At 69.6% G+C, this 22442-nt stretch carries 21 protein-coding genes and 1 pseudogene; 12 read left to right on the forward strand and 10 right to left on the reverse strand.

Annotation, left to right across the window (positions count from 1 at the left end; genetic code table 11):
* Positions 1–15: 15 nt before the first annotated feature.
* Positions 16–804 carry a type I methionyl aminopeptidase gene (gene map / locus ABNF93_RS20080; protein ID WP_349329638.1) on the reverse strand — a complete coding sequence of 263 codons (789 nt, stop codon included), beginning with the start codon at positions 802–804 and terminating at the stop codon, positions 16–18.
* 105 nt (positions 805–909) lie between these two features.
* Here map and ABNF93_RS20085 point away from each other — a divergent pair, with 105 nt between their 5' ends.
* A complete protein-coding gene (locus ABNF93_RS20085) occupies positions 910–1197 on the forward strand; it encodes a helix-turn-helix domain-containing protein (RefSeq protein ID WP_349329639.1) in 288 nt (95 codons plus the stop codon).
* 99 nt (positions 1198–1296) lie between these two features.
* On the opposite strand, the gene ABNF93_RS20090 is transcribed toward ABNF93_RS20085, so the two are convergent.
* The 3 genes from ABNF93_RS20090 to ABNF93_RS20100 form a co-directional block, all read right to left on the reverse strand.
* Positions 1297–2010 carry a 3-keto-5-aminohexanoate cleavage protein gene (locus tag ABNF93_RS20090; RefSeq protein WP_349329640.1) on the reverse strand — a complete coding sequence of 238 codons (714 nt, stop codon included), beginning with the start codon at positions 2008–2010 and terminating at the stop codon, positions 1297–1299.
* A 157-nt stretch (positions 2011–2167) separates the two neighbouring features.
* The gene (locus tag ABNF93_RS20095; protein WP_349329641.1) at positions 2168–3229 is read right to left on the reverse strand and encodes a DMT family transporter; all 1062 of its coding nucleotides are present in this window, start codon (positions 3227–3229) and stop codon (positions 2168–2170) included.
* A 35-nt stretch (positions 3230–3264) separates the two neighbouring features.
* On the reverse strand, positions 3265–3918 hold the full coding sequence (locus ABNF93_RS20100; RefSeq protein ID WP_349329642.1) for a YesL family protein: 654 nt from the start codon (positions 3916–3918) through the stop codon (positions 3265–3267).
* A 634-nt stretch (positions 3919–4552) separates the two neighbouring features.
* Here ABNF93_RS20100 and ABNF93_RS20105 point away from each other — a divergent pair.
* From ABNF93_RS20105 to ABNF93_RS20130, 6 genes and pseudogenes are all read left to right on the forward strand, one after another.
* Positions 4553–4834 (forward strand): annotated as a pseudogene (locus ABNF93_RS20105) (RNHCP domain-containing protein); the annotation flags it as partial.
* A gap of 331 nt (positions 4835–5165) precedes the next feature.
* On the forward strand, positions 5166–5342 hold the full coding sequence (locus ABNF93_RS20110) for a hypothetical protein (RefSeq protein ID WP_349329643.1): 177 nt from the start codon (positions 5166–5168) through the stop codon (positions 5340–5342).
* On the forward strand, positions 5339–7810 hold the full coding sequence (locus ABNF93_RS20115) for a YncE family protein (protein ID WP_349329644.1): 2472 nt from the start codon (positions 5339–5341) through the stop codon (positions 7808–7810). The genes ABNF93_RS20110 and ABNF93_RS20115 overlap by 4 nt, the downstream gene beginning before the upstream one ends.
* A 141-nt stretch (positions 7811–7951) precedes the next feature.
* Positions 7952–8779 carry an MEDS domain-containing protein gene (locus tag ABNF93_RS20120; protein WP_349329645.1) on the forward strand — a complete coding sequence of 276 codons (828 nt, stop codon included), beginning with the start codon at positions 7952–7954 and terminating at the stop codon, positions 8777–8779.
* The gene (locus ABNF93_RS20125; protein ID WP_349329646.1) at positions 8779–9729 is read left to right on the forward strand and encodes an anti-sigma factor RsbA family regulatory protein; all 951 of its coding nucleotides are present in this window, start codon (positions 8779–8781) and stop codon (positions 9727–9729) included. The genes ABNF93_RS20120 and ABNF93_RS20125 overlap by 1 nt, the downstream gene beginning before the upstream one ends.
* 270 nt (positions 9730–9999) lie before the next feature.
* Complete coding sequence (locus tag ABNF93_RS20130; RefSeq protein ID WP_349329647.1) at positions 10000–10224, forward strand: hypothetical protein; 225 nt, start codon at positions 10000–10002, stop codon at positions 10222–10224.
* A 37-nt stretch (positions 10225–10261) separates the two neighbouring features.
* On the opposite strand, the gene serC is transcribed toward ABNF93_RS20130, so the two are convergent.
* Positions 10262–11395 carry a phosphoserine transaminase gene (gene serC, locus ABNF93_RS20135; protein ID WP_349329648.1) on the reverse strand — a complete coding sequence of 378 codons (1134 nt, stop codon included), beginning with the start codon at positions 11393–11395 and terminating at the stop codon, positions 10262–10264.
* A gap of 163 nt (positions 11396–11558) precedes the next feature.
* On the opposite strand from serC, the gene pdxH reads away from it, so the two are divergent.
* Positions 11559–12227 carry a pyridoxamine 5'-phosphate oxidase gene (pdxH, locus tag ABNF93_RS20140; protein ID WP_349329649.1) on the forward strand — a complete coding sequence of 223 codons (669 nt, stop codon included), beginning with the start codon at positions 11559–11561 and terminating at the stop codon, positions 12225–12227.
* 607 nt (positions 12228–12834) lie between these two features.
* On the opposite strand, the gene ABNF93_RS20145 is transcribed toward pdxH, so the two are convergent.
* Positions 12835–13623: a DeoR/GlpR family DNA-binding transcription regulator gene (locus ABNF93_RS20145; RefSeq protein WP_349329741.1), complete on the reverse strand. Its 789-nt coding sequence runs from the start codon at positions 13621–13623 to the stop codon at positions 12835–12837.
* Positions 13624–14000: 377 nt separating this feature from the next.
* On the opposite strand from ABNF93_RS20145, the gene ABNF93_RS20150 reads away from it, so the two are divergent.
* Genes ABNF93_RS20150 through ABNF93_RS20165 form a run of 4 tightly spaced genes read left to right on the forward strand, consistent with a single transcriptional unit; the run spans position 14001 to position 17899 of the window.
* The gene (locus ABNF93_RS20150) at positions 14001–14906 is read left to right on the forward strand and encodes an SIS domain-containing protein (protein WP_349329650.1); all 906 of its coding nucleotides are present in this window, start codon (positions 14001–14003) and stop codon (positions 14904–14906) included.
* Complete coding sequence (locus ABNF93_RS20155) at positions 14903–15880, forward strand: ROK family protein (protein WP_349329651.1); 978 nt, start codon at positions 14903–14905, stop codon at positions 15878–15880. The genes ABNF93_RS20150 and ABNF93_RS20155 overlap by 4 nt, the downstream gene beginning before the upstream one ends.
* Positions 15877–17025 carry an N-acetylglucosamine-6-phosphate deacetylase gene (gene nagA / locus ABNF93_RS20160; protein ID WP_349329652.1) on the forward strand — a complete coding sequence of 383 codons (1149 nt, stop codon included), beginning with the start codon at positions 15877–15879 and terminating at the stop codon, positions 17023–17025. Before ABNF93_RS20155 ends, nagA begins: the two co-directional genes overlap by 4 nt.
* Positions 17026–17062: 37 nt before the next feature.
* Positions 17063–17899: a class II fructose-bisphosphate aldolase gene (locus ABNF93_RS20165; RefSeq protein ID WP_349329653.1), complete on the forward strand. Its 837-nt coding sequence runs from the start codon at positions 17063–17065 to the stop codon at positions 17897–17899.
* Between the two features lie 23 nt (positions 17900–17922).
* Here the strand turns inward: ABNF93_RS20165 and ABNF93_RS20170 are convergent, their stop codons facing one another.
* From ABNF93_RS20170 to ABNF93_RS20185, 4 genes are all read right to left on the reverse strand, one after another.
* Positions 17923–18783 (reverse strand): sugar phosphate isomerase/epimerase family protein, encoded by an 861-nt coding sequence (locus ABNF93_RS20170; protein WP_349329654.1) that lies wholly within the window; start codon positions 18781–18783, stop codon positions 17923–17925.
* A complete protein-coding gene (locus tag ABNF93_RS20175) occupies positions 18780–19958 on the reverse strand; it encodes a dihydrodipicolinate synthase family protein (RefSeq protein ID WP_349329655.1) in 1179 nt (392 codons plus the stop codon). The genes ABNF93_RS20170 and ABNF93_RS20175 overlap by 4 nt, the downstream gene beginning before the upstream one ends.
* Complete coding sequence (locus ABNF93_RS20180; protein WP_349329656.1) at positions 19955–21190, reverse strand: Gfo/Idh/MocA family protein; 1236 nt, start codon at positions 21188–21190, stop codon at positions 19955–19957. Before ABNF93_RS20180 ends, ABNF93_RS20175 begins: the two co-directional genes overlap by 4 nt.
* A gap of 291 nt (positions 21191–21481) precedes the next feature.
* Entirely contained in the window at positions 21482–22426 is a 945-nt protein-coding gene (locus ABNF93_RS20185; protein WP_349329657.1) for a carbohydrate ABC transporter permease, read from the reverse strand.
* Positions 22427–22442: the final 16 nt, after the last annotated feature.

The following is a 22442-nucleotide window of genomic DNA, read 5'->3' on the forward strand; positions in this document are numbered from 1 at the left end:
GGTGGGCCACCGGGGTCAAAGCTCGGTGAGCACCAGCGGCCCGTCCTCGGTGATGGCGACACTGTGTTCGACATGTGCGGCCTGGCTACCGTCGATGGTGGACAGGGCCCACCCGTCGGGGCCGATCCGGTACTCGTCCTGACCCCCGGCCATGAACATCGGCTCCAGCGCGAGCACGAGCCCCGGGTTGAGCCGGAAGCCACGTCCGGGTTTTCCGTCGTTCGGCACGGACGGGTCCTCGTGCATGCGACGGCCGATGCCGTGTCCCCCGAAGTCGCGCGGCATCCCGTAGCCCGCTCTGCGGCCGATCGTGCCGATCGCATGGCCGATGTCGCCGAGCCGGTTGCCCGGGAGGGCGGCCGCGATGCCGGCGGCGAGGGCTTCCTGGGCGCTCGCGATCAGTGTCTCGTCGGCGGACGTGCCGGTGCCGACGATGAGGCTGATCGCCGCATCGCCGTGGAAGCCGTCGAGTTCGGCGCCAAAGTCCACGCTGAGCAGGTCGCCGTCGCGGAGGCGGTAGTTGTCGGGGATGCCGTGGACCACGACATCGTTGACCGACGCACAGATCACCCCAGGGAACGGCGTCGGCGCGAACCGCGGCCGGTAGTTGAGGAATGACGACCGGGCACCGGCCTCCTCGAGGACAGTGCGAGCCACCTCATCGAGCTCGAGCAGGGAGGTGCCCACCTGCGCGGCCTCGCGGCAGGCGGCGAGGGCGCGAGCCACCACTCTGCCGGCCTCGCGCATCGTCGCGATCTCGGTCGCGGTCTTGATCTCGACCACAGTCGTCGTGCTCCTTGGCATCGCTGTTTCGTACGTACTCGTGTCGCGGCGGGGCACCGGATCTCCCGACTGGCCCCACCCGCGGACACTTCCTCCAATAGTTATACCGGTATTAGTATCACGGGCATGGTACGACCACCATTGGGGCCGATCGACCGCCAGCGCGGCCTGGCCCTCGGCACCGCACTGCGCGCCGCCCGGGGCCAGCGGAGCATGGTCGAGGTCGCCGCGCTGGCCGGTGTGTCGGTCGAGACCGTCCGCAAGATCGAACGTGGCCGCGTCCCCACACCCGCGTTCTTCACCGTCGTCGCGCTCGCCGAGGCGGTCGGCCTCTCCCTCGCCGACCTGTGCCAGAACGTCGCGGACGGTACGCAGACCGCCGCCGCTCCCCACGACACCAGGGCCGCCAGCTGACCATGCCTGCCGGGCGCGACGGTGCCTGCCGGGCGTGACGATGCCTGCCGGCACGAGACGTGACGGCACGAGGCGTGACGGGGCCATGAAGATCGATGGTCAGCGGACGGCGAGCGCAGCCTGGAGCAGGGCCACGTTGTGGGGAGCGGCCGAGCCGTCGGGGAGGTCGAGGGTGTCCTCGAACCCGATCCGCATCCCGAGTCCGAGCTGACGGGCCCGGCGGAGTACCGGCCACGTGTTCACGCCGTCGCCGTGCAGGATTCGAGGCAGGTCGACGCTGTACCGGTCCAGCAGCCGCAGGATCTTCCCCGCGTCGTCCACCGCGAGGTCGGTCGGCCGGTCGACCGGCTCGATCAGCACCCTGGTCGCGAGCTTGGCCAGGGGACTCCGGATGAAAAGCTCGGCGGCGGTGGGTGTCATCAGGCCGACCTCCACGCCGACCCCGCGTTCCCTCAGCAGCTGCGCGACCTCGAGGGCGCCGTCCTCGTGGGCATTGACCGAGGCGTACGTAGGAAAGACCCGCCAGTGGGAGACCAGCGCCAACCGGCGGCGGGGATCGGCCTCGATCCAGGCGCCCGTCGTGACGCTCACCGGTATCCCCGGCACCGCGGCCGTGACGGCCTCCACCGCGGCGGCGACGTCGTCCGGATCGAGCGACTCGCACCCGCTGGATCGGCGCGGGTGGATGTGCACCTCGGTCGCGCCGGCCGCGACCACGCTCGCGGCGTCGGCCGCCAGCTCGTCAGGCGCCTGCGGAACCCCGACGTAGGCGTTGCGTCCGCCGTTCAACGCGGCGACCAGGAGGCGTTTCACCAGCGTCACCGATCCCCGTCACTCACGAGCCCCGACCTCCCGGTGACCGCTCGTCAGTTCCATCCATGCCCGGCAGGAGGCCTGCCACCGCTGCGGCAAGGCCATGATCCCTTCGGATCGTACGTGGTGGAAGGCGCGCCGACAGCGCCCTCCCACGTCATGGGCGGGCGGAGCGGGTCGGTAGGGCGGCGATCATCACGGCGACGAGGGTGAGCAACGTGCCGATGAGGGTGACGGTGGTGAGGTGTGCGTCGCCTGCGGGAATCAGACCGTCGAGGACGAGCGCGCCAACCAACTGCCCGGCGACCGCTCCGAGGCCGAGGAGCAGCACCCCCGTGAAGCGCACGATGAAGGCGGCCCCGGTGATGAACGCGACCCCGCACAGTCCGCCGAGGTAGAGCTGCGGTGCGGCCGGCCATTCGGACGGAAGCCCGCGCAGGATGATGTCGACCCCGGCCGCGATCCCCAGTGCCGCCGTACCCACCGTGAAGTTGATCAAGGCGGCGACGAGTGCGCCGGTCACGCCGTTCCCGTCGACCGTGGCGGTTGCACTGACGCGGCCGTTGACGGCCTGCTGCCAGGCGGTGCCGACGCCGGCGAGCGCGGGCGCGACGGCGAGGAGGAGCAGGGCGGGCGTCCGCACCTCGTCCGACACCGCGAGGGCGACAGCGCCCAGGGCGAGAGAAGCACCGAGGACCCGGTTGCGGGTCACCAGAGTACGACCCGCAGGACCCAGGCCGAGCCGGTCGACGACGAGGCTGGTCGCGGCCTGCCCGGCCACGACGGCCACCGTGAAGACCGCGACACCGACGAGCCCGACCGTCGTCGACTGGACGACGACGAGGTACGCACCGCAGACGCCGCCGAGGCACTGCCACCACCGGAGCCGGTACGCGGGGCGCGAAGCAGTACCGGCGTCGCGGTCGAGCGCCGAGTCGCCGCGGAGGCTCGGTAGCCGGACGGTCGACAGGAGCTGACGCACGCCGCGCCGGACCCCCGGGAGCAGGGCCATCAGGATCAGCAGGACGACCCAGCCGGAGCCGAACGACCACAACGCGGCGAGTACGCCGTCGTCCAACCGCTGCCCGAGCTCGCCGTTGATCCGGGACTGGCAGGCGAGGATGACACCCATGCCGAACGCGGCGGCGATACCGAAGGCGACCTCGCGCGGGTGGGCGGGAACCAGTCCGGCGAGCGAGGGCCTCCGCGTGTCGGTCACCGACACATCATCGGATGACTGCGGGATGCGTCCCTTCACCCCTCACCGCTAGGTGCGTGGGTACCAGCGTGTTGTCCCGGAGCCACTGCTTCGGCGCGAGCCTGCTGCCGGGCGAGGAACCGGTCGAAGACCCGCCGGGCAAGCCGGGTGACGAGCCATCCGCAGACTCCCGCCACGACCGGCAGCAGAGCGGGTACGACCGTCACGGCCAGAGCGCCGAGCGCGACGGAACCGATGCAGAGGAGAGTCGAGAGGGGGTACGCGGCCGCGAACAGCGCACTGTTGCGGACGACCCGGCGCCACGGTGCGGGGTAGCGGACCATCACGGGGAACGCGAAGACCAACGTGCCGCCAAGCGCCAGGATGCCGAGCACCGCCGCACCCAGCACCACGGCGCGCAAGGGTGCGTCCTCGGCGCGCAGGCCGTAGAGCAGGTCGATCGACAGGAACGTGCCGACCACCGTCGCGAGGAAACCCAGCCACAGGCTCTGCCGGAGGTGCCGCCGGAATCCTCCCCAGTACGTCGACCAGACCGGGGGCGGGCCGTGTTCGTCCCATTCGTTCATGACGCTGCAGACACCCGCCGTCGCCGGGCCGAGCGTCACGATCGGGAAGCTTGCGAGCACCCACAGTAGTCCTGCGAAGCCAACCGCGAGAACAGCGTCCATGACCCGGGTCAGAGCGGTCATCGTCCAGCTTTCTGTGCGGCGGAGCCCCGTCGAACGGACCTCAGCGTAATCTCCCGCCCGCCCTCCTCCACGGGCCCGTCCCACGGCGAAAACCGGACGCGCTCGACGGAACCCGACCTCTACGGTTCCGGCAGAGGGAGCAACTCCACGGAAGCACCGAAGGGGGTGATCCGCCTGATGACAAACTCGCACGTCCGCGCGCTCGTCGTACTCGCCTGACAGGGGACGACGCCGACGCCGGTGCGACCGGACCCACACCGACCGGTGGCAGTTGGGCACTCGAAACTGGAACTCGCCTGGCTGACAGTGGCCGGGACAATCCCCGCGGCCAGCCGCCAGGTGCGACACCCGAGCACCCGGTCCGCCGCGGGGCAAACCAGGTCGTGGTCCTGATCCGTCGACCAGAACGGCCGACGGTGACGCCGGAACCGGAAGTAATCGCCACTCGCGGAAGCGCGAGGCGGTGAACAGGTCCCTGACCGGTCCAGCCCGGGAGCCCTGGCGCGCACCGCCGCCAGGGTGAGAACGAACGGAACCCTGCGCCCTCGAGTCATCCACTCCCCGCCATTCGCGGGACGGACTCGAGGAGGCAGGTACGCCGAATCAGCGCGCGTCCAGAAACTCCGCGTTCACCTGCCTGTTCTGCGCCGCTCCGGTACTCGCCTGCACCAACGGAAGCTTCCGCAACCACTGCCCGTACTGCCTGTGGTCGTGTCATGTCGACGTCCACCCGGGCGACCGGGCCAGTCGGTGCGGTGGCCCGATGGAGCCGGTCGGGCTGACCAGACCACGCGGCAAGGGCTGGGCGCTGGTGCATCGCTGCGTGGTCTGTGGGGAGCGGCGGACCAACCGCCTCGCTCTCGACACGGTCGCGCCGGACGACATCGACGCGGTCGTACGCCTGCCACCGGGTTAGACGGCGGTCCAGCCGGGCGACGACCGGCTGGGCGTCCAGATGCACGGGACGCGGCGATCCCCACTCGGTGGCCCCCCGGTAGCGGTCGGGGGGCCACCGACAGCGCTGTCGGTGGACCGCCAGCAGCCGGAACGTCGGCCGATCCCACGCCGGCAGGAGACGCCCGAGGACGGGAGATCCCGCTTCGCGGGACCCGCATGCTGGGACGGTCGCCGCCTCCGGCCTGTCCCCTCCCGCCCGAAAGCGCATTCTTCGTGAGAAGCTGACCGATGTGCTCACCGAGGGTCTTCACGTAGCGAAGCCACGGCTTGTGGGTTGCGGGGTCGATGTGATGGAGTTCGTCGATTCGGAGCACATGCCGCGCAACCTGCTCCGCGGGTTCGCTACCGGCGCGGACGCCTCCGCCGAGATGGTCAGCGACCACCGGCGCATCGGCTCCGCGTGGGGGGTGTCACCCGCGCTTGCGCGGTCCCTGGAGCCCGACCCCGCGGAGGTGCTGCGGTCGTGATCTCGAAGCTGACAGGCCAGCGTCAACATCGTCCAACGGCAGCTGCCGCCCTCGTGGCGGGGCTGGTCGGAGCGTCGGTACTCCTCGGCACTCCGGCACTCGCCGAGGATCCGCCGGCACCGAAGGAAGCGTTCACCATCGGCGATGAGCGGATCACGGAGTCGAGCGGCCTCACGGTCGGTACGAAGCACCCCGACCTCTTCTACACGATGAACGACTCCGGCGGCGAAGCGATGGTCTTCGGCCTCGACGGCTCCGGCGCCGTCGTCGCCACGGTCTCCCTCGGCGAGGTGACACCCGAGGACTGGGAGGCGATCTCCACCGGGCCGGAGGGACGCATCTGGGTGGGGGACATCGGCGACAACGACAGCGCGCGGGAGACCATCACGCTCTACCGCTTCCGCGAACCGGAGGAGCTCGGTGACACGAGCGAACAGTGGAGCAGGTACCCCTTCGCCTACGAAGACGGTCCGCATGACGCCGAGGCCATCCTCGTCCATCCAGAGACCGGACAGATCTACGTCGTCACCAAGTCACCCGACGGCGGCGGCATCTACGCCGCGCCGGAAGAACCCGTCCCCGGCGAGACCGGCACCCTCACCAAGGTCGGCGACGCGCCACCGGTGGTGACCGACGGTGCCTTTCTGCCGGACGGCTCCGGTGCGGTCCTTCGTACGTACGACAAGGCGTACGTGATCGAACTCCCCAGCGGCAAGGTCACCCGCACGGTCGGGCTCCCGCGGCAGAAGCAGGGCGAGTCGATCGCGGTCAGCCCCGACGGAAAGCAGTTCTTCGCCGGCAGCGAAGGCGCGGGATCGGCCGTCTACACGGTGTCGTCGACGGCGCCGCCGCCCCCGAAGCCGAGCGCCACGGCGACCAAGGACCCCGCCGGCGAAAATGCTGGCGACGAAGGTGCGGGCGAAGGCACCGAGGCGGGTAGTGGGTCCGGTGTGAAGGGTTTGCTGGGAGGGATCCCGTGGTGGATCCCCGCACTTGTGCTCGGGGCCGCGCTCCTGGCCGGCATCGTGGCTTTCCCGCGTGCGCGGCGGCGGCCCGTCGCCCCGGGTGGCGTGCGGGATCGCCAGGCCCCGGTGAGCCACGACCTCGACGAATTCGACGACGTCGCTCGAGCGGACCGGCTCCGCTACGCCGACGACCCGCGGGAGGCACCGTGGGCGGCTGAGGACGACGGCGTGCCCGGGCGCTGGCCCGACGACGACCGCGCACCCGCGTGGCGCGACGAGGCTGACGGCCCGCCGTGGCGCGACGACGACCGGGAGCCGGTCCCGTCATGGGAGGCGCCTGACGACAGACCCGGCCGCTGGGGCGATCACGGTGACGGTCCGCCGGCCGCGGCACCCTGGCCGCCGGACCAGGCGGGGGCTGGCGCCGTTGCCGGCGCTGTTGCCGGTCCCGAGCCGGACCCGTCCTGGTCCGCGGGAGGGCAGCAGGGCAACGATCTGCAGGACTATCCGGATCAGCCTCCCGGCTTTCGCGACATGCCGGCGTACGCGGACTACTCCGACCAGCCGCCGGCGTACAACGACCCGCCGCCCGGCTTCCAGGACGCGCCACCGGCATACGCCGACCAACCCGCCGGTCGCCACGACCAGCCTCCCGGCTACCGCGACGTGCCGGCGTACAGCGAACCCCCCGCCTACGGCGATCGCCCTCCCTACGGCGAACCCCCGGCCCATGGCGACAACGCACCCGCGTACTCCGACCCGCCGGGCGGCTTCCGCGACCAACCCGCCTACGCCGATTCGCCCCCGGTCCCGGGCTACCAGGACCAACCGCCGGCCTACGCGGACCCGCCGACGCCCTACGGCGGACAGTCACCGGCCTACAACGACCCGCCACCGGGTTACCAGGACACGCCGCCGGCGTACGCGGACCCGCCGCCGTTCCAGAGCGACTCCCCCGGATACCAGGACGCTTCGCCCTATCAGGACCCATCGCGCTACCAGGACGCTTCGCCCTTTCAGGACCCGTCGCGCTACCAGGACGGGTCCCCGGGCCAACAGGACCAGCAACCGGCCTACGTCGACCAGCCGACTGCGGCATACGCGCGTGACAGCATCCCCGCGCCCCCGGCGTGGGAGGACGGTGGCTGGCACAGTCCGCCGCGGCCGGACAACGACATGAGCTGGGACAACGGCCCGGCCCCCTCCGGACAGCCCGGCTCTCAGGCCTCACCTCCCGGTTGGGATCCCGCGCCCGAGCCGAGCCTGCCGTGGCGGCAGTCCAGAGCCCTGCCCTGGGAGCAGGGACCGCCGCAGGGTGGACGGCCCCGCGACGACGGGCCATCGGACGCCGGCCCACCTCCCTGGGCCGAACCGCAGCGCCCCGATACCCCGTGGGGGGAGGATCCGGCCGAGGCGGCGTCACGCCGGCCGAGTTGGCGAGACGACTACCGGAAACCACCGACGCCGAGGCGGCTCTTCCGCGACGACGATCCCGCCGAGTGACCCGTTTGGGCGCCACCGGTACCAAGCCCGCCCCGACCGCACAAAGCCGCGAGGGTACAACTCACTCGGAACACCTGACGATCGCCGCGGGTAGAGTGAGTACGTCGCCTGAGCAATAACAGGCACTCGCTTTCCACTTGCGTGGTCGCCGTGGTGCTGGATGACGAACCGCAGGGCGCTCTCGGCTGGGATGGCCATCTCCTGCTCCTGCACAGGACAGAGCCAGAGCGGAAGACCTTCCTGGTCGCCTGGATCCGCCATGGTCTCGTCCAGGGCGAGAAGGTCATCTACGGCCAGGTCGAGATGTCCCTTCCGCCGGACATCGCCGAAACCCTGACAGAGCAGGGGATCGACGTGTCCGCCGCGCTCGACGACGGCCAGCTGAGCATTGAGTCACCGCAGGATCTCGGTCGTCCCGGTCGAACGCGGGAGATCATCGAAAAGGCATTGGCAGAGGGTTATCGCGCCGCCCGAATATCCGTCGACTCTCCCCCGGTCGGCGATGTCCTCGACGGCGCCCAAGCAGATCTCGAGAAGATGCTCGACGATCATTGTCGCCATTATCCGTTCTCGGCGTTGTGTCAATATCGCGCGAACATTCTGGATGCGTCCGTCTTGGAGATTGCCGTCAAACTGCACGCCGGTGAGATCCGAACAGCGCATCTGATCACCGGGATGGATGCCGGCCGAATGGTCGTCGCCGGCGAACTCGACGTCACCAACGACACGTTGCTGACACTCCTGCTGAAGGTCGTTTCCGCCAGCGCATCAGAGCGCCTGGTGGTCAACCTGAGTTCGGTGAACTTCATGGGAGTCGCGGCCGCCCGCGCCTTGGTGGAGGGCACCGCCGATTTTCGGGACGCGGGCGGGCGGGTCATGCTCAGGGCACCGACCGGTGACACCGAGTGGTTCCTGCGCGTGCTCGGTATCGACGAGATCGAACATTTCGAGCTGAGCGGAGCGGCGTGATGGTGGAGCCAGGATCGGGAGGATATGTCCACGACATCCTCTTCTACAGCTCCGACGACGAACTGCTGCCGGTGGCGTTGCCCTTCCTGTCCGAGGCTCTTGACCACGACGAGTCCGTCATCCTTGCCTGCCGTACGCACCACAACAGGCTGCTGACCGGGGCGCTCGGCGACCACCCACGCCTCCAGGTCGTCCCCCGCGTCGGCACTGCCGGCCGTCCAGCCGAGGCGATCGCCCAGTCGGCGGCCGTGTTCCGCCGCGAACTCCGGTCCGGTGCCCGGCGGATCCGGCTGATGGGCGAGATCAACTTCGGCGCGACACCGAGGGAGTGGGCCTGGTGGAGCACCTGGGAGGCGGTCGCCAACCTGGCACTCGCGAACTATCCGCTGTGGAACGTGTGCCTCTACCACATCGAACGCCAACCCGAAGGGGTACTCCAGCTCGCGAGGCTCACCCATCCCCATGTCGTCACGCCCGATCGGGAACGCACCGCCAACCCGCACTACGTCGAACCAGCGGAGTTCCTCCGGCAGCTGCCGTCGATCGGTCCACATGTGCTGGAACAGACCACTCCCAGCTTCTCCACGGACGACCTCACCGACCTGGCCGAGCTACGCCGCGTCGCCTACGGGACCGCCCTGGCGAGTACGACGTTCCCGGAGCGACAGGTCGAGGGTTTCGTCCACGCCCTCAGCGAGGTCGCGAGCAACGCCCTCGTGCACGGCCGACCACCGGTCGAGGTGCGCCTCTGGGCCGCCCATGACCAACTCCTCAGCACGGTCGTCGACCACGGTGGCGGATTCGACGATCCGCTCGCGGGCTATGTGCCTCTCGAGGACCGGCGGATGGCTCCCGGCCACGGACTGTGGCTCGCCCGGCGGATGTGCGACCACATCGAGACCGCGCCGACAGCCGACGCCTTCACCGTCCGACTCCTGACCTCACGCTGAAGGCGACAGCAGGACCCGGATCTGGTGCGTTCACGGTTGTCGCCGGACGACGCGGTTCCTGACGGGGGAAAGCCCCGAGGGGGATCGGGCGATCGTTTTACGTTTCGTACGTGATTAACTACTCTTGGTCATACCTGACATAGGGAACAGATCGGCATCAGCAACACCTCTCGCCTTGCGCGGTGGTGTGCATTCCGGCGCTTGCCGGGGGCGGGGAGGGTAACAATGCGTCGCCACCAGACAGGGTCCCCCAAGCATCGACGGAGCCGGGTGCGGCGGATCAGCACGAACCGGCACCCTCGTCGCCGCTTCTCCCTTGCCGCCGCCATCGTCGTGGTCACTGCCGGCCTCGTGGCCGGGACACCCGAGACCGCCGCCGCCCAGGTTGCCGGACAACCAGATCGTCGCCTGGGTGACAACCACCGAGGCGAACTCGACGCCGGCGCGGGCGGCACATGGGGAGCACCTGCCCCAGCACCGACGTTCACTCGGTGAGCGCCCGGTTGAGCCGGTAGGCCTCCGCCCGTTGAGCTCAGCCGAGGCGTTCGACCACGTGGTCGATGCAGACCGTCAACGCCTCCACATCGGCCGGGTCCACCGCCGGGAACATCCCCACCCGCAGCTGGTTGCGGCCGAGCTTGCGGTAGGGCTCGACGTCGACGATGCCGTTGGCGCGGAGGACCTTCGCGATCGCCGCCGCGTCGACTGCCGCCTCGAAGTCGACGGTCCCCACCACGAGCGAGCGGGCATCGGGGTCGGCGACGAACGGCGTCGCATACTCCGACTTCTCCGCCCAGGTGTAGAGCCGGCTCGACGAGTCGGACGTACGATCGACCGCGCCCTCCAGCCCGCCGAGCGCCAGCAACCAGTCCAGCTGCTCGGCGAACAGGATCAGCGTCGCCACGGCAGGCGTGTTGTACGTCTGGTCCTTGCGGGAGTTGTCGATCGCCGTCGGCAGGTCCAGGAACGTCGGGACGTAGCGGCCGGAGGCGGCGATCTCGTCGACCCTGGCCAGCGCCCGCGGCGACAGGACGGCGACCCAGAGTCCGCCGTCGGCGGCGAAGCACTTCTGCGGCGCGAAGTAGTACGCGTCCGTCGCGGCGATGTCGACCGGCAGGCCCCCCGCCCCCGACGTCGCGTCGATGAGCAGCAAGGCGTCATCGGCGGCGCCATCGACCCGGTGGACGGGTGACATCACGCCCGTCGACGTCTCGTTGTGCGGCCAGGCGTACGCGTCGACACCCTCTTCGGCGTAGGGCGTCGGCAGTGTCCCCGGCTCGGTCCTGACGATCGTGGGGGTGTCGAGGAACGGTGCGCCCGACACCACGGCCGCGAACTTCGACCCGAACTCGCCATGGGAGAGCAGCTGGGTTCGCGAGCGCAGCAGGTTGTGCGCCGCGATGTCCCAGAACGCGGTCGTCCCGCCGTTGCCGAGCACGACCTCGTAGCCGTCGGGCAGCCCGAACAGCGCGCCGACCCCTTCGCGGATCCGGCGGACGAGCTGCTTGACCGGTGCCTGGCGGTGGGACGTGCCGAGCAGGGAGGTCGCCGCCGCGGACAGGGCGTCCACCGCCTCGGGACGGACCTTCGACGGTCCCGAGCCGAACCGGCCATCAGCCGGCTTCAGGTCAGCGGGGATCACGATGCGATCAACTGCGTCGGTCACGAGCCACCTCTCGGAACGGAAGAAACGAGCGTTCATTGTCTCAGGCGGCTCCATCGCTCCCGGTGCCCCGCCCCCGTCCGGTGCCTGATCACCAAGGGGTCCGGACATGGCGCTCGGCGACGTTTCATGATCACCCGAACGGGTCGCGCTAGGGTCGTGGCTCGTGGAACAGGGATCAGGCAGTGAGTCGCCACTGGCCGCGATGCGCCGCCGGTACGCCGACCGGCCACTGAACGAAGCCGACCTGGCGTCCGACCCGCTCGTACAGTTCCAGCAGTGGCTCGCCGACGCGGTCGAAGCCGACATCGCCGAACCCAACGCCATGGTGCTCGCGACCGCGACCGCCGACGGCATCCCGTCCGCGCGGACCGTCCTGCTCAAGGGTCTCGACGAACGCGGCTTCGCCTTCTACACCAACCTCGAGTCGGCCAAGGCCGCCGACCTCACGACCAACCCGCGCGCCGCGCTCGTCTTCCCGTGGCACGCCATTCAGCGGCAGGTCCGGGTCAGCGGTACGACCAGCATCGTGAGCCGGGACGAGTCCGCCCGCTACTTCGCGTCCCGGCCGCGCGACAGCCAGCTCGGAGCGTGGGCGAGCCGGCAGTCCAGCGTGGTCCCTGATCGGGCGACCCTCGACCGGGAGTACGCCAACCTCGAGGCGCGCTGGCCGGAAGGAACAGAGATCCCCCTGCCGGACTTCTGGGGCGGCCACCGCATCCGACCCGAGTCCTACGAGTTCTGGCAGGGACGCCAGGGCCGGCTTCATGATCGGGTGCGGTACCGGCGGGAGAGTTCCGGCGGCGGCTGGCGGATCGAGCGCCTGGCCCCGTGAGATCTGCGTACGACCGGATCTCGGAACCCCATGCGGGTAAGAAGAATCCGGGCATGAGGCGACCCGCGGGCTTTGTGTGCTGGGGGGACTAGTTCCAGCGCCCGCGGGTCGGGTGGCTGCCTTGGTTTCGCCGGCCGCCGTCCGGCACTCGTTGTTCCGGGTCCCCTGACATAAGGGAACCCGCCCACCAGGGTGCGGGTATGAACACGGTGCCATCGGGACGCGCCGGTAGTCGGCAGTCGGTCCTCAAATGGAACGGCGGCTAGCGGACAGCCACCTCACGAGTCCCAGAGCTATGCATGCGCTGGACCACCTCCTTTCCCGTGTACGCCCGACCGTACGCGGGAGCCGCCCATCTGACAACGAGGTATTGCGGCGGATTCCTGTGTCGGCCGAACCATTGGCGGCATGTCCGGCGGACGTGACAAGTGCGAAGAGTGCCGTTCACATCCGCGTCACATTCGCACAAGCGGGGTTGCCGGTCACCGAGGAGCCAGCCGCGGTCTTGGGGCAAGCCTGGCAGGACCGTCAGACGGGCATCCGTCAGACCGGCGTTCCGTCAGACCGGCGTTCCGTCAGACCGGCGTTCCGTCAGACCGGCGTTCCGTCAGACCCGCATCACCTTGACGCCGGCTTCCTCGAACAGCCGGATCGACTCCTCGGGTCCGCCGAAGTCGGTGATCAGCAGATCGATCTCCTCCGTACGCCGGATCCTGGCGAACGCCTGCGCACCGATCTTGGAGCTGTCGGCGACGACCACGACCTGGCGGGAGCGGGCCGCCATCAACTGGTTGATCATGGCCTCGCCCTCGTGATGGGCGCTCGCGCCGTGCTCCGGGCTGATCCCGTCCGCGCCGAGGATCGCCATGTCGAGGCTGACCCCTTCGAGGATGTGGGTCGCGAGCGGCCCGGCGAGTTCGTAGGACTGCGGGCGGGCGACGCCTCCGGTCACGACGATCTTGACGTGCGGCCGGACGGTGAGCTCGTTGGCGATGTTGACGGCGTTGGTGACGATCGTGACGGCGCGGCGGCCGCCGTTGGGCGAGCGCAGGTCGCTGCGGGTGGCGATGGCGCGGGCCACCTCGGTCGCGGTCGTACCACCGTTGATCCCGATCACCATCCCGGCGGTCACGAGGTCTGCGGCGGCCTTGCCGATGCGTTGTTTCTCGCTGGCGAGGCGCGCGGTCTTGTAGCGCAGCGGCAGATCGTAGGCGACGCTGTGCGCGACCGCACCGCCACGGGTGCGGGTGAGGAACTGTTGCTGCGCCAGATGATCGAGGTCGCGGCGAATGGTCGCCGTCGAGACGTCGAGTTCCTCCGCGAGAGTTTCGACGTCGATCTGGCTGCGTTCGGCGACCAGTTCAAGAATCGCATTCAACCGTTCGTAACGGTTCATGGTCACCGCCCCATGCCTGAAACTGCGCGTATTTCCGGGCAACCGATCATAAGGTGCGTAGACGCGCCCGGAGGCGCGCAGGAAGCTGCAGATAGTTTCGGAACCACGACACAAACGCGTGGGTTTCCCCACGAAGCGGCACATCCCCGGCGCCCAGGCGTCGACACGTCAGGCCCCCGTTTCGAATCTCGTGTCGATTCTTTCGTCCAGCAAATACTGGCAGTTGATCGCCACTGACAGTGTCACCGACGCGGGATCATCTACACTCCGCGACAAATCTGCACAACACTGATCGCTTATCGTCCCTAACATGCACAAACGAGCGAGCTGATGCCCTATGCTCGGGCGAGCCGAAAAACTCGAGCTTTGGGGTGCTCATGCCGTTTGTGACCGACGAGATCGCCAGCCAGCCCGACTGCTGGCGACAGGCCGTCATGCTCGCCGACAAAACCGGGACCATGCTCCCCCGTCCCGGCGAGCGGGTCGCGATTCTCGGGTGCGGCACCTCGTTGTTCATCGGTCAGTCGTACGCCGCCCTGCGTGAGGCCGCCGGCCACGGCGAGACCGATGCGTACGCCGCCACCGAGTTCCCGCAGGGACGCCGCTACGACCGGGTGGTCGCGCTCTCCCGCTCGGGCACCACGACCGAGGTCCTGAGCCAGTTGACGAGGCTCCGCGGGAACGTCCCCACCGTCGCCCTCACCGCTGATCCAGTGGCGCCGATGGTGGATCTCGCCGACGAGACCGTCGTCCTGAACTTCGCCGAGGAACACGCCGTCGTGCAGACCCGCTTCGCGACGTCGGCGCTGACCCTGCTGCGCGCGCACCTCGGCATCGACCTCGAGGGGGCGATCGCCGACGCGGAGACCACCGTCGCCGCCCCGCTCCCGGCCGGCGCCGTCGAACGCCGGCAGTTCACCTTCCTCGGCACCGGTTGGACCATCGGCCTCGCCAACGAGGCGGCGCTGAAGATGCGCGAGGCGTCGCTGTCGTGGACCGAGGCCTACCCCGCCATGGAGTACCGGCACGGGCCGATCAGCATCACCGACACGTCGTCGGTCGTGTGGTTCCTCGGCGCTCCTCCGGCTGGCCTCGTGGAGGAGATCCGCAAACTCGGCGCGCTCGTCGTGTCCGAACCACAGAGCGACCCGGTTGCCGAGCTGATCCGGATCCAGCGGCTCGCGGTCGAGATCGGCGCCGCCAAGTCGCTCGACCCCGACCGCCCTCGCAACCTCAGCTTCTCCGTCGTCCTGTCCCCTGCCAGCGGAGCCGGCATTTCGTGACCAGGTGCGTGGTCGCCCTCGATGTCGGGGGTACGACGATGAAGGGCGCGCTGGTCGACTCCCGGCGTACCGTCCGGTTCCGCCGGTCGTTTCCGACGCCGGTCGAAGCGGGTCCGGACGCGGTCGTCGACCAGATCGGTACGGCGTTCGAAACACTGTCGGGGCAAGCCCACGGAGCGGGGCTCGCGGCTCCGTCCGCGGCCGGACTCGTCGTTCCCGGGATCGTCGACGAAGCCGCCGGTGTCGCCGTGGTCGCGGCCAACGTCGGCTGGCGTGACGCCCCGCTGGCGACGTTGCTGCGGGAGCGCCTGGGGTTGCCGGTGGCACTGGGTCATGACGTACGCGCCGGTGGGCTCGCCGAGAGCGTTCTCGGAGCCGGGGCCGGCTCGCGCGACGTCCTCTTCGTCGCGCTCGGGACGGGCATCGCCGCCAGCTGCATCGTCGACGGCCGACCGATCGTCGCGGGTGGGTATGCCGGCGAGATCGGGCACATCGTCGTCGAACCCGACGGCGATCCCTGCGGCTGCGGCGGCCGTGGCTGCCTGGAACGGGTGGCCTCCGCGGCGGCGGTCGCCCGCCGGTACACCGCCCGCGCCGGAGTCGAGGTGGCGGGCGCCGCCGGGGTGGCAGCGGCCGTACGCAGTGGAGACCCGGTGGCCCGCGTGGTCTGGGACGAGGCGGTCTCGGCGCTTGTCACGGTCCTGCACACGGCCGTCACCCTGCTGGGACCGGAGGTCGTCGTCGTGGGTGGCGGACTCGCCGAGGCGGAGGACCTTCTCCTCGCGCCGCTGGAGGCGCAACTCGACAAGCGGTTGACGTTCCAGCGCCGGCCCCGGATCGCCCGGGCGGCGCTCGGGGACCAGGCCGGGTGCCTGGGAGCCGCGCTGCTCGCCTGGCGGCTCACCGGGGACAATGCAGGTCCCGACAGCGACGCGGGAGACGTGGGAGACGTGGGAAAGGATGCGACGCCGTGACGGTGCTGGCCAACGCGCGGGTCGTGACTCCCGCCGGTGTCCTCGATCCCGGCTGGGTCGAGGTGACAGGTGACCGTCTGACGTCAGTGGGCTCCGGGGTCGCGCCGACGGCGGTGGACCTGGACCTGTCCGGCCGGATCGTCGTACCCGGCTTCGTCGACACCCACGTCCACGGCGGCGGAGGTGCGTCGTACCTCTCGGCGACCCCGGAGGACACGGCGACGGTCGTCGGCTTCCACCGCGCGCACGGCACGACAACGACGTTCGCGAGTCTCATCTCCACGACCGCGGACGAGCTTCACCGCCAGGTCGCCGGGCTGGCGGACCTCGTGAGCGACGACCTCCTCGCCGGCATCCACCTCGAAGGGCCGTGGCTCAGCACCGCCCGCCGGGGTGCGCACAATCCGGCGGTCCTCCGTCCACCCGCGCGCGAGGAGGTCGCCCACCTGCTGCGGCTAGGCCGCGGGGGCGTGACCATGGTGACGGTGGCGCCGGAGCTCCCCGGCGGGCTCGATGCCGTACGCCAGATCGTCGACGCGGGCGCGGTCGCCGCCGTCGGGCACAGCGACGCCGACTACGCCACCGTCCTCGCGGCCGTCGACCGCGGGGCGACGGTCGGTACGCACCTGTTCAACGGCATGCCACCGCTGCACCACCGCACGCCCGGGCCGGTCGGCGCCCTGCTCGAGGACTCCCGGGTGACGGTCGAGCTCATCGCCGACGGCATCCATCTGCACCCGGCCGCCATCGGACTCGCCGTGCGGTCCGCGGGCGTCGACCGGGTGTCTCTCGTCACCGACGCGATGTCGGCCGCCGGGATGGGCGACGGCGTTTACGGCCTCGGTGAGCAGTCCGTCGAGGTCAAGGCGGGCGTGGCACGCTTGGCCGGCGGCGACTCGATCGCGGGAAGCACGCTGACGATGGGCGGGGCGTTCCGCTTCGCCGTCCACGACGTCGGGCTGTCGCTGGAACAGGCCGCGCGGGTCGCGGCGACGACTCCGGCGCGAGTGTTCGGGCTCGCCGACCGGGGCGCCCTCGAGGCGGGACTGCTGGCGGATCTGGTCGTCCTCGACGCGGACCTCACGGTCGTCGCCGTGATGCGGCGCGGTTGCTGGGTGACCGGCGAACCGGGCGCTGCCCGCTGAAGAGCCTGGCACGGACTTTGCGAAGGAGAAGCCGCACATGCCGCTGACACCCACCGGTGAGATCGTCCGCAATGCCGCCGAGACCGGCCGCGGCGTCGGTGCGTTCAACGTCATCCAGCTCGAACACGCCGAGGCCCTCGTCGCCGGTGCCGAACACGCGGGCGCTCCGGTGATCCTGCAGATCAGCGAGAACGCCGTGAAGTACCACCGCGGACTCGAACCCCTCGCCCTCGCGACGCTCGCGGTGGCCAGGGAGGCCTCCGTCCCGGTCGCCGTCCACCTCGACCACGCGACCGATCCGGAGCTGGTGCGGGAGGCGGTGACGTTGGGCTTCGGTTCGGTGATGTTCGACGCGTCGGTCCTTTCCTACGACGACAATGTGGCCGCAACCCGCGAGGTCACGGCGCGTTGCCACGAGCGGGAGGTCTTCGTGGAGGCGGAGCTGGGTGAGGTCGGCGGCAAGGACGGCGTGCACGCGCCCGGGGCCCGGACCGATCCGGACGAGGCCGCCGCCTACGTCGAGGCGACGGGCGTCGACGCGCTGGCGATCGCCGTCGGCACGTCCCACGCGATGCTGGAGAAGACCGCCTCACTCGACTTCGACCTGATCACCGCGCACCGCCGGGTCGTACCTGTGCCGCTCGTGCTCCACGGCTCGTCCGGGGTACCCGAGGCCGACCTCACCCACGCCGTCGAGGCCGGGATGACGAAGGTGAACATCGCGACGGCGCTGAACCAGGCGTTCACGGCGGCGGTACGGGACTACCTCGCGGCGAACCCGAGCGTCGTCGACACCCGGAAGTACCTCGCACCCGGGCGCGCGGCCGTCGCCCGCGAGGTGACCCGGCTGCTCGGCGTCCTCAAAGCCACCTGAGGGGGCCCGGTACCGCGGGTCGCTCAGAGAACGAGGTCGATGTAGCGCTGGACCATCGTCGCGACCACCTCATCGGGATCGGCCGCCCAGATGTCGGCGTTGAAGATCTCCACCTCGATGTCGCCGGTGTAGCCCGCCTCGTCGACCGCGACCCGGAACGGCCGGTGTTCGATCACGCCGTCGCCCATCATGCCGCGCGCCAGCAACGCGTCGGACGGGATCGGCAGGTTGAAGTCGCAGACCTGGAACGACGCGATCCGCAGCCGCGCCCGGCTGATCTGCGCCCAGACGGTCGGATCCCACCAGACGTGGAACGTGTCGACGACCACGCCCACCCGGTCGAGCGGGAACTTCTCGGCGAGGTCGAGCGCCTGTCCGAGCGTCGACAGCACGGCACGGTCCGCGCAGTACATCGGATGCAGCGGCTCCAGTGCCAGGCGTACGCCATGCTCACCGGCGTACGGCGCCAACTCCGCAACGGCATCGGCCACCCGCGCCCGGGCGCCCGGCAGGTCCCGCGAGCCCTCCGGCAACCCGCCGACGACCAGGACCACACACGGTGCGCCGAGCGTCGCCGCCTCGTCGATCGCCCGCCGGTTGTCGTCAAGAGCACGTTGACGTTCCACCGGGTCGGCGGCGGTGAGGAAACCGCCACGGCACAGCGACGACACCCGGAGCCCGGCATCCCGAACGAGCTTGGCGGCGTGGTCGAGCCCCGTGTCCTGCACCGGCTCGCGCCACAGGCCGATCGCCGGGATCCCGGCGCGTACGCAACCGTCGACCGCTTCGGCCACACTCCAACGGTTCGCGGTCTTCTGGTTGAGCGAGAGCCGCGCGAGTCGCGGATCGGCGGTGCGTTCTGCCGGCGTCGGCGTGGCACTCACGAGCCGGCTCCGTGCACCGTGAGGAACTCCCGCATCCGCACGCACGCCAGGTCCGGATCCGGCAGAAGACCGGCCTGGTCCGCGAGCCGGAACGCCTTCACCAGATGGAGAACGCTGCGCGCACTCTGCATCCCACCGACCATCGAGAACCCCCTCTGATGCCCGGAAAGCCAGGCCAGGAAGCAGATTCCGGTCTTGTAGTAGTACGTCGGCGCACTGAACAGGTGCCGCGACAGGGGCACCGTCCCCGCGAACGCCTCGTCATAGGCTTCTGCATCACCGCGGTCCAGAGCCGCCAGCGCCGTGGCCGCCGCAGGTGCGATGGCGTCGAAGATCCCCAACAGGGCATCGGATCCGGACCTGATCAACGCCGGATAGTTGAAGTCGTCGCCGGTGTAGAGATGTACGCCCCCGGGCAGCGCGGATCGCAGCCGTACTTCGTGATTCTCATCCAGCAAGGAGACCTTGACACCATCGATTCGGGCGGCGTGCTCACGCACGATCGCGACGAACGCGTCGGTGGCCTCGTCGACGTCGACCGCGCCCCAGTAACCCTCGAGCGCCGGATCGAACATCGGCCCCAGCCAGTGCAGGATCGCCGGCGTCGTCGTCTGGCCGAGCAGTCGTGCATAGACCTTCGCGTAGTCCTCAACGCCCCGCGCCGTCGCCGCGAGGTGCCGGCTGGCCATCAGGATCGGGTGGGCACCGGCGCCCTCGACCACCGCGAGTTGTTCTTCGTACGCACCGATCACGGTGTCGAGGCTGACCTCGGCAGGTGCCGGCCACGGCAGCTGGTCGGTTCCGACGCCGCACGCGAGCAGGCCGCCCTGGGCGGTGGCCTCGCCGGCACTGCGCCGGATCAGCTCGGCGGCGGTGTCCCAGGTGAGACCCATGCCCCGCTGGGCGGTGTCCATCGCGTCCGCGACGCCGAGACCGTAGGACCACAGGTGCCGGCGGTACGCAAGCGTCGCCTCCCAGTCGAGTCGGGCCGGCGCGCCGGGTGCGTTGTCGGCCAGCGGATCAGCCACGACGTGAGCGGCTGCGTACGCGATCCGGCTCGTGAAGGGACGCTCCGGACGCTGCCAGCTGCGCGGCTCGGCAAGACGATAGGCCTCGAGCGATCCGTCCGCCCGGGGCAGGGCGACCGACACTGCTCCGGCGGCTGCCGAGGTCACAGGCCCACCTCTGGTAGCTCGATCCGGCGACCCTCGTCGGAGGACCGGCGGCCGAGCTCGGCTAGTTGCACGCCGCGCGCGGCGGCCAGGAAGTCATAGGCGAACGGTGTGTCGTCGAAGCAGTGCCGGAGGAACTGTTCCCATTCGGACTTGAAGCCGTTGTCGAACTCGGCGTTGTCGGGAACGATCTGCCACTGGTCCCGGAACTGCTCCGTGGCCGGCAGGTCCGGGTTCCACACCGCCTTCGGAGTCGTGGCACGGTGCTGGATCCGGCAGTTGCGCAACCCGGCGACCGCGCTGCCCTCGGTGCCGTCGACCTGGAACTCCACGAGTTCGTCGCGGTAGACACGTACGCACCACGACGAGTTGAGCTGCGCGATGACCCCGCCCTCCAGCTCGAAGATCGCGTAGGCGGCATCGTCGGCGGTTCCGTCGTACGGCTTGCCCTGCTCGTCCCAACGGCGGGGAATGTGGGTCACCGAACGGGCCGTGACCGCCTTGACCGGGCCGGCGATGTCTTCGAGGACGTAGTTCCAGTGGCAGAACATGTCGAGGGTGATGCCGCCGCCCTCTTCGGCGCGGTAGTTCCAGCTCGGCCGCTGCGCCGGCTGCCAGTCGCCCTCGAACACCCAGTAGCCGAACTCGCCGCGGATCGAGAGGATCCGGCCGAAGAAACCGCTGTCGACGAGCCGGCGGAGTTTGCGCAGACCGGGAAGGAACACCTTGTCCATCACGACACCGTTGCGGGCGCCGGCATCCCGGGCGGCGCGGGCGAGTTCGAGGGAGCCGAGGAGGGAGTCCGCGATCGGCTTCTCGCAGTAGATGTGCTTGCCGGCCGCGATCGCCGCCAGAACGGACTTCTCGCGCAGCCGAGTGGCCTGGGCGTCGAAGTAGATCAACGCCGACGAGTCGCTGAGCGCGGTGTCGAGATCGGTCGTCCAGCGGGTGAGGTCGTGCCGGTCGGCGATGTCACGCAGCTTCTGCTCCGAACGCCCGACCAGGATGGGATCCGGGACGACCCGGGTGCCATCGGCCATCACCACGCCGCCCTGTGCGCGAATCGCCAGGATCGACCGCACCAGGTGCTGGTTGTAGCCCATCCGGCCGGTAACGCCATTCATGACGATGCCGATCTCGCGTACGGCCATGCGTTCCTCCGCCCTCCGGTCCCCACCCCCGCGAACACTCCGAACTCGCGTCTCCGCGGGGAACGCGTAACCCGCAGCTCCCATCGGCCCGACTCCTTGCGCCAGGTGCCCGGCAGGAAACCCCGGAATCTCCCAGGGAAAACGCTTTCCAGCGTAGCTGAGAGCGACAGTTCCGGGCAAGTCCAGCCTCGGACATCGGCGGCTGCCCCGCTTCCATGATCATGAAGGAAAAGCGGTCTATACGTACACAGATCCTTCCTGATCACGATCATGATCACGGGACAGAGCGCGCGCGGGCAGCCCAGGGCCTCGACCCGTCCTACCTCCCGGGTCGGCGCTACTTCAGGGCTCCGGCGTTACTTCAGGGCTCCGGCGTTACTTCAGGGCTCCGGCGGTCAGGCCTTCCTCGACCCGGCGCTGGAAGACGATGTAGACCGCGAGGACCGGGATCATGGCGATCACCAGACCGGCGAACATCTCCGCCACCGACGTGGCACTTGATTCATAGCGGGTACGCAGTGCGAGATCGGCAAGCCCCTGCGTCAGGAGGAAGTTGCTGTTCTGCTCGTCCTTGGACGGGTTCAGCACCAGGGGCAGGAGGTACTGGTTCCACTGCCCGAGGAAGTTGAAGACCCCGATGCTGATCAGCCCCGGCTTCGCCATGGGGAGCATGATCTGGAAGAACGTCCGGAAATGCCCGGCACCGTCGATGAACGCCGACTCCGCCAGTTCCTTCGGCAGCGAGGCGAAGAACGCGGTGAGGAAGAAGATCGAGAACGGCAGCGAGAACGCGACGTACACGATGATCAGGCCGAGAAAGCTCTGCTGGAGACCGAGGTTCTGGGTGACCTTCACGAGCGGCACGATCGCCAGGAACAACGGAAACGTCATGCCCACCAGGAAGAGGTAGTAGACCAGCCGGCTCCCTGGAAACTCATAGCGGGCAAGGACGTACGCGGCCATCGACGACAACAGCAGCGTCAGCAACACACCGCACGACACGACGATGATCGTGTTGATGAAGAACGTTCCGATGTTGGCGGTCGCCCAGGCGTCGGCGTACGTCGAGAACTGCCACTCACGCGGCAGCGCGAAGGGGCTCGCGAAGATCTCCCGGTTGTTCTTGAACGACGACAGCAGCACCCACACCATCGGCAGGATGACCATCAGGGCCCAGCTGATCACGAAGATCTGCGGAATCGTCTCGCCCAGGACCGCCGCGCCGGTGAATCGCTGGCGCGGTGCCGGTGGCGGGGCCAGGCGTTGCTCGACCTCGCCGGTCTGGGTCGTACCCGGCGCTGCCGGAGGCATGAAGCCCATCGCGACTCTCCTTCCT

This window comes from Actinopolymorpha sp. B9G3 (assembly GCF_040120725.1).
In the GTDB taxonomy this organism is placed as follows: Bacteria; Actinomycetota; Actinomycetes; order Propionibacteriales; family Actinopolymorphaceae; genus Thermasporomyces.

Coding starts and splice junctions, on each gene's coding strand:
- map (WP_349329638.1), bottom strand. CDS start 804: ATGCCAAGGAGCACGACGACTGTGGTCGAGATCAAGACCGCGACCGAG.
- ABNF93_RS20085 (WP_349329639.1), top strand. CDS start 910: ATGGTACGACCACCATTGGGGCCGATCGACCGCCAGCGCGGCCTGGCC.
- ABNF93_RS20100 (WP_349329642.1), bottom strand. CDS start 3,918: ATGACCGCTCTGACCCGGGTCATGGACGCTGTTCTCGCGGTTGGCTTC.
- ABNF93_RS20110 (WP_349329643.1), top strand. CDS start 5,166: ATGGAGTTCGTCGATTCGGAGCACATGCCGCGCAACCTGCTCCGCGGG.
- ABNF93_RS20125 (WP_349329646.1), top strand. CDS start 8,779: ATGGTGGAGCCAGGATCGGGAGGATATGTCCACGACATCCTCTTCTAC.
- ABNF93_RS20145 (WP_349329741.1), bottom strand. CDS start 13,623: ATGAACCGTTACGAACGGTTGAATGCGATTCTTGAACTGGTCGCCGAA.
- ABNF93_RS20150 (WP_349329650.1), top strand. CDS start 14,001: ATGCCGTTTGTGACCGACGAGATCGCCAGCCAGCCCGACTGCTGGCGA.
- ABNF93_RS20165 (WP_349329653.1), top strand. CDS start 17,063: ATGCCGCTGACACCCACCGGTGAGATCGTCCGCAATGCCGCCGAGACC.
- ABNF93_RS20180 (WP_349329656.1), bottom strand. CDS start 21,190: ATGGGAGCTGCGGGTTACGCGTTCCCCGCGGAGACGCGAGTTCGGAGT.
- ABNF93_RS20185 (WP_349329657.1), bottom strand. CDS start 22,426: ATGGGCTTCATGCCTCCGGCAGCGCCGGGTACGACCCAGACCGGCGAG.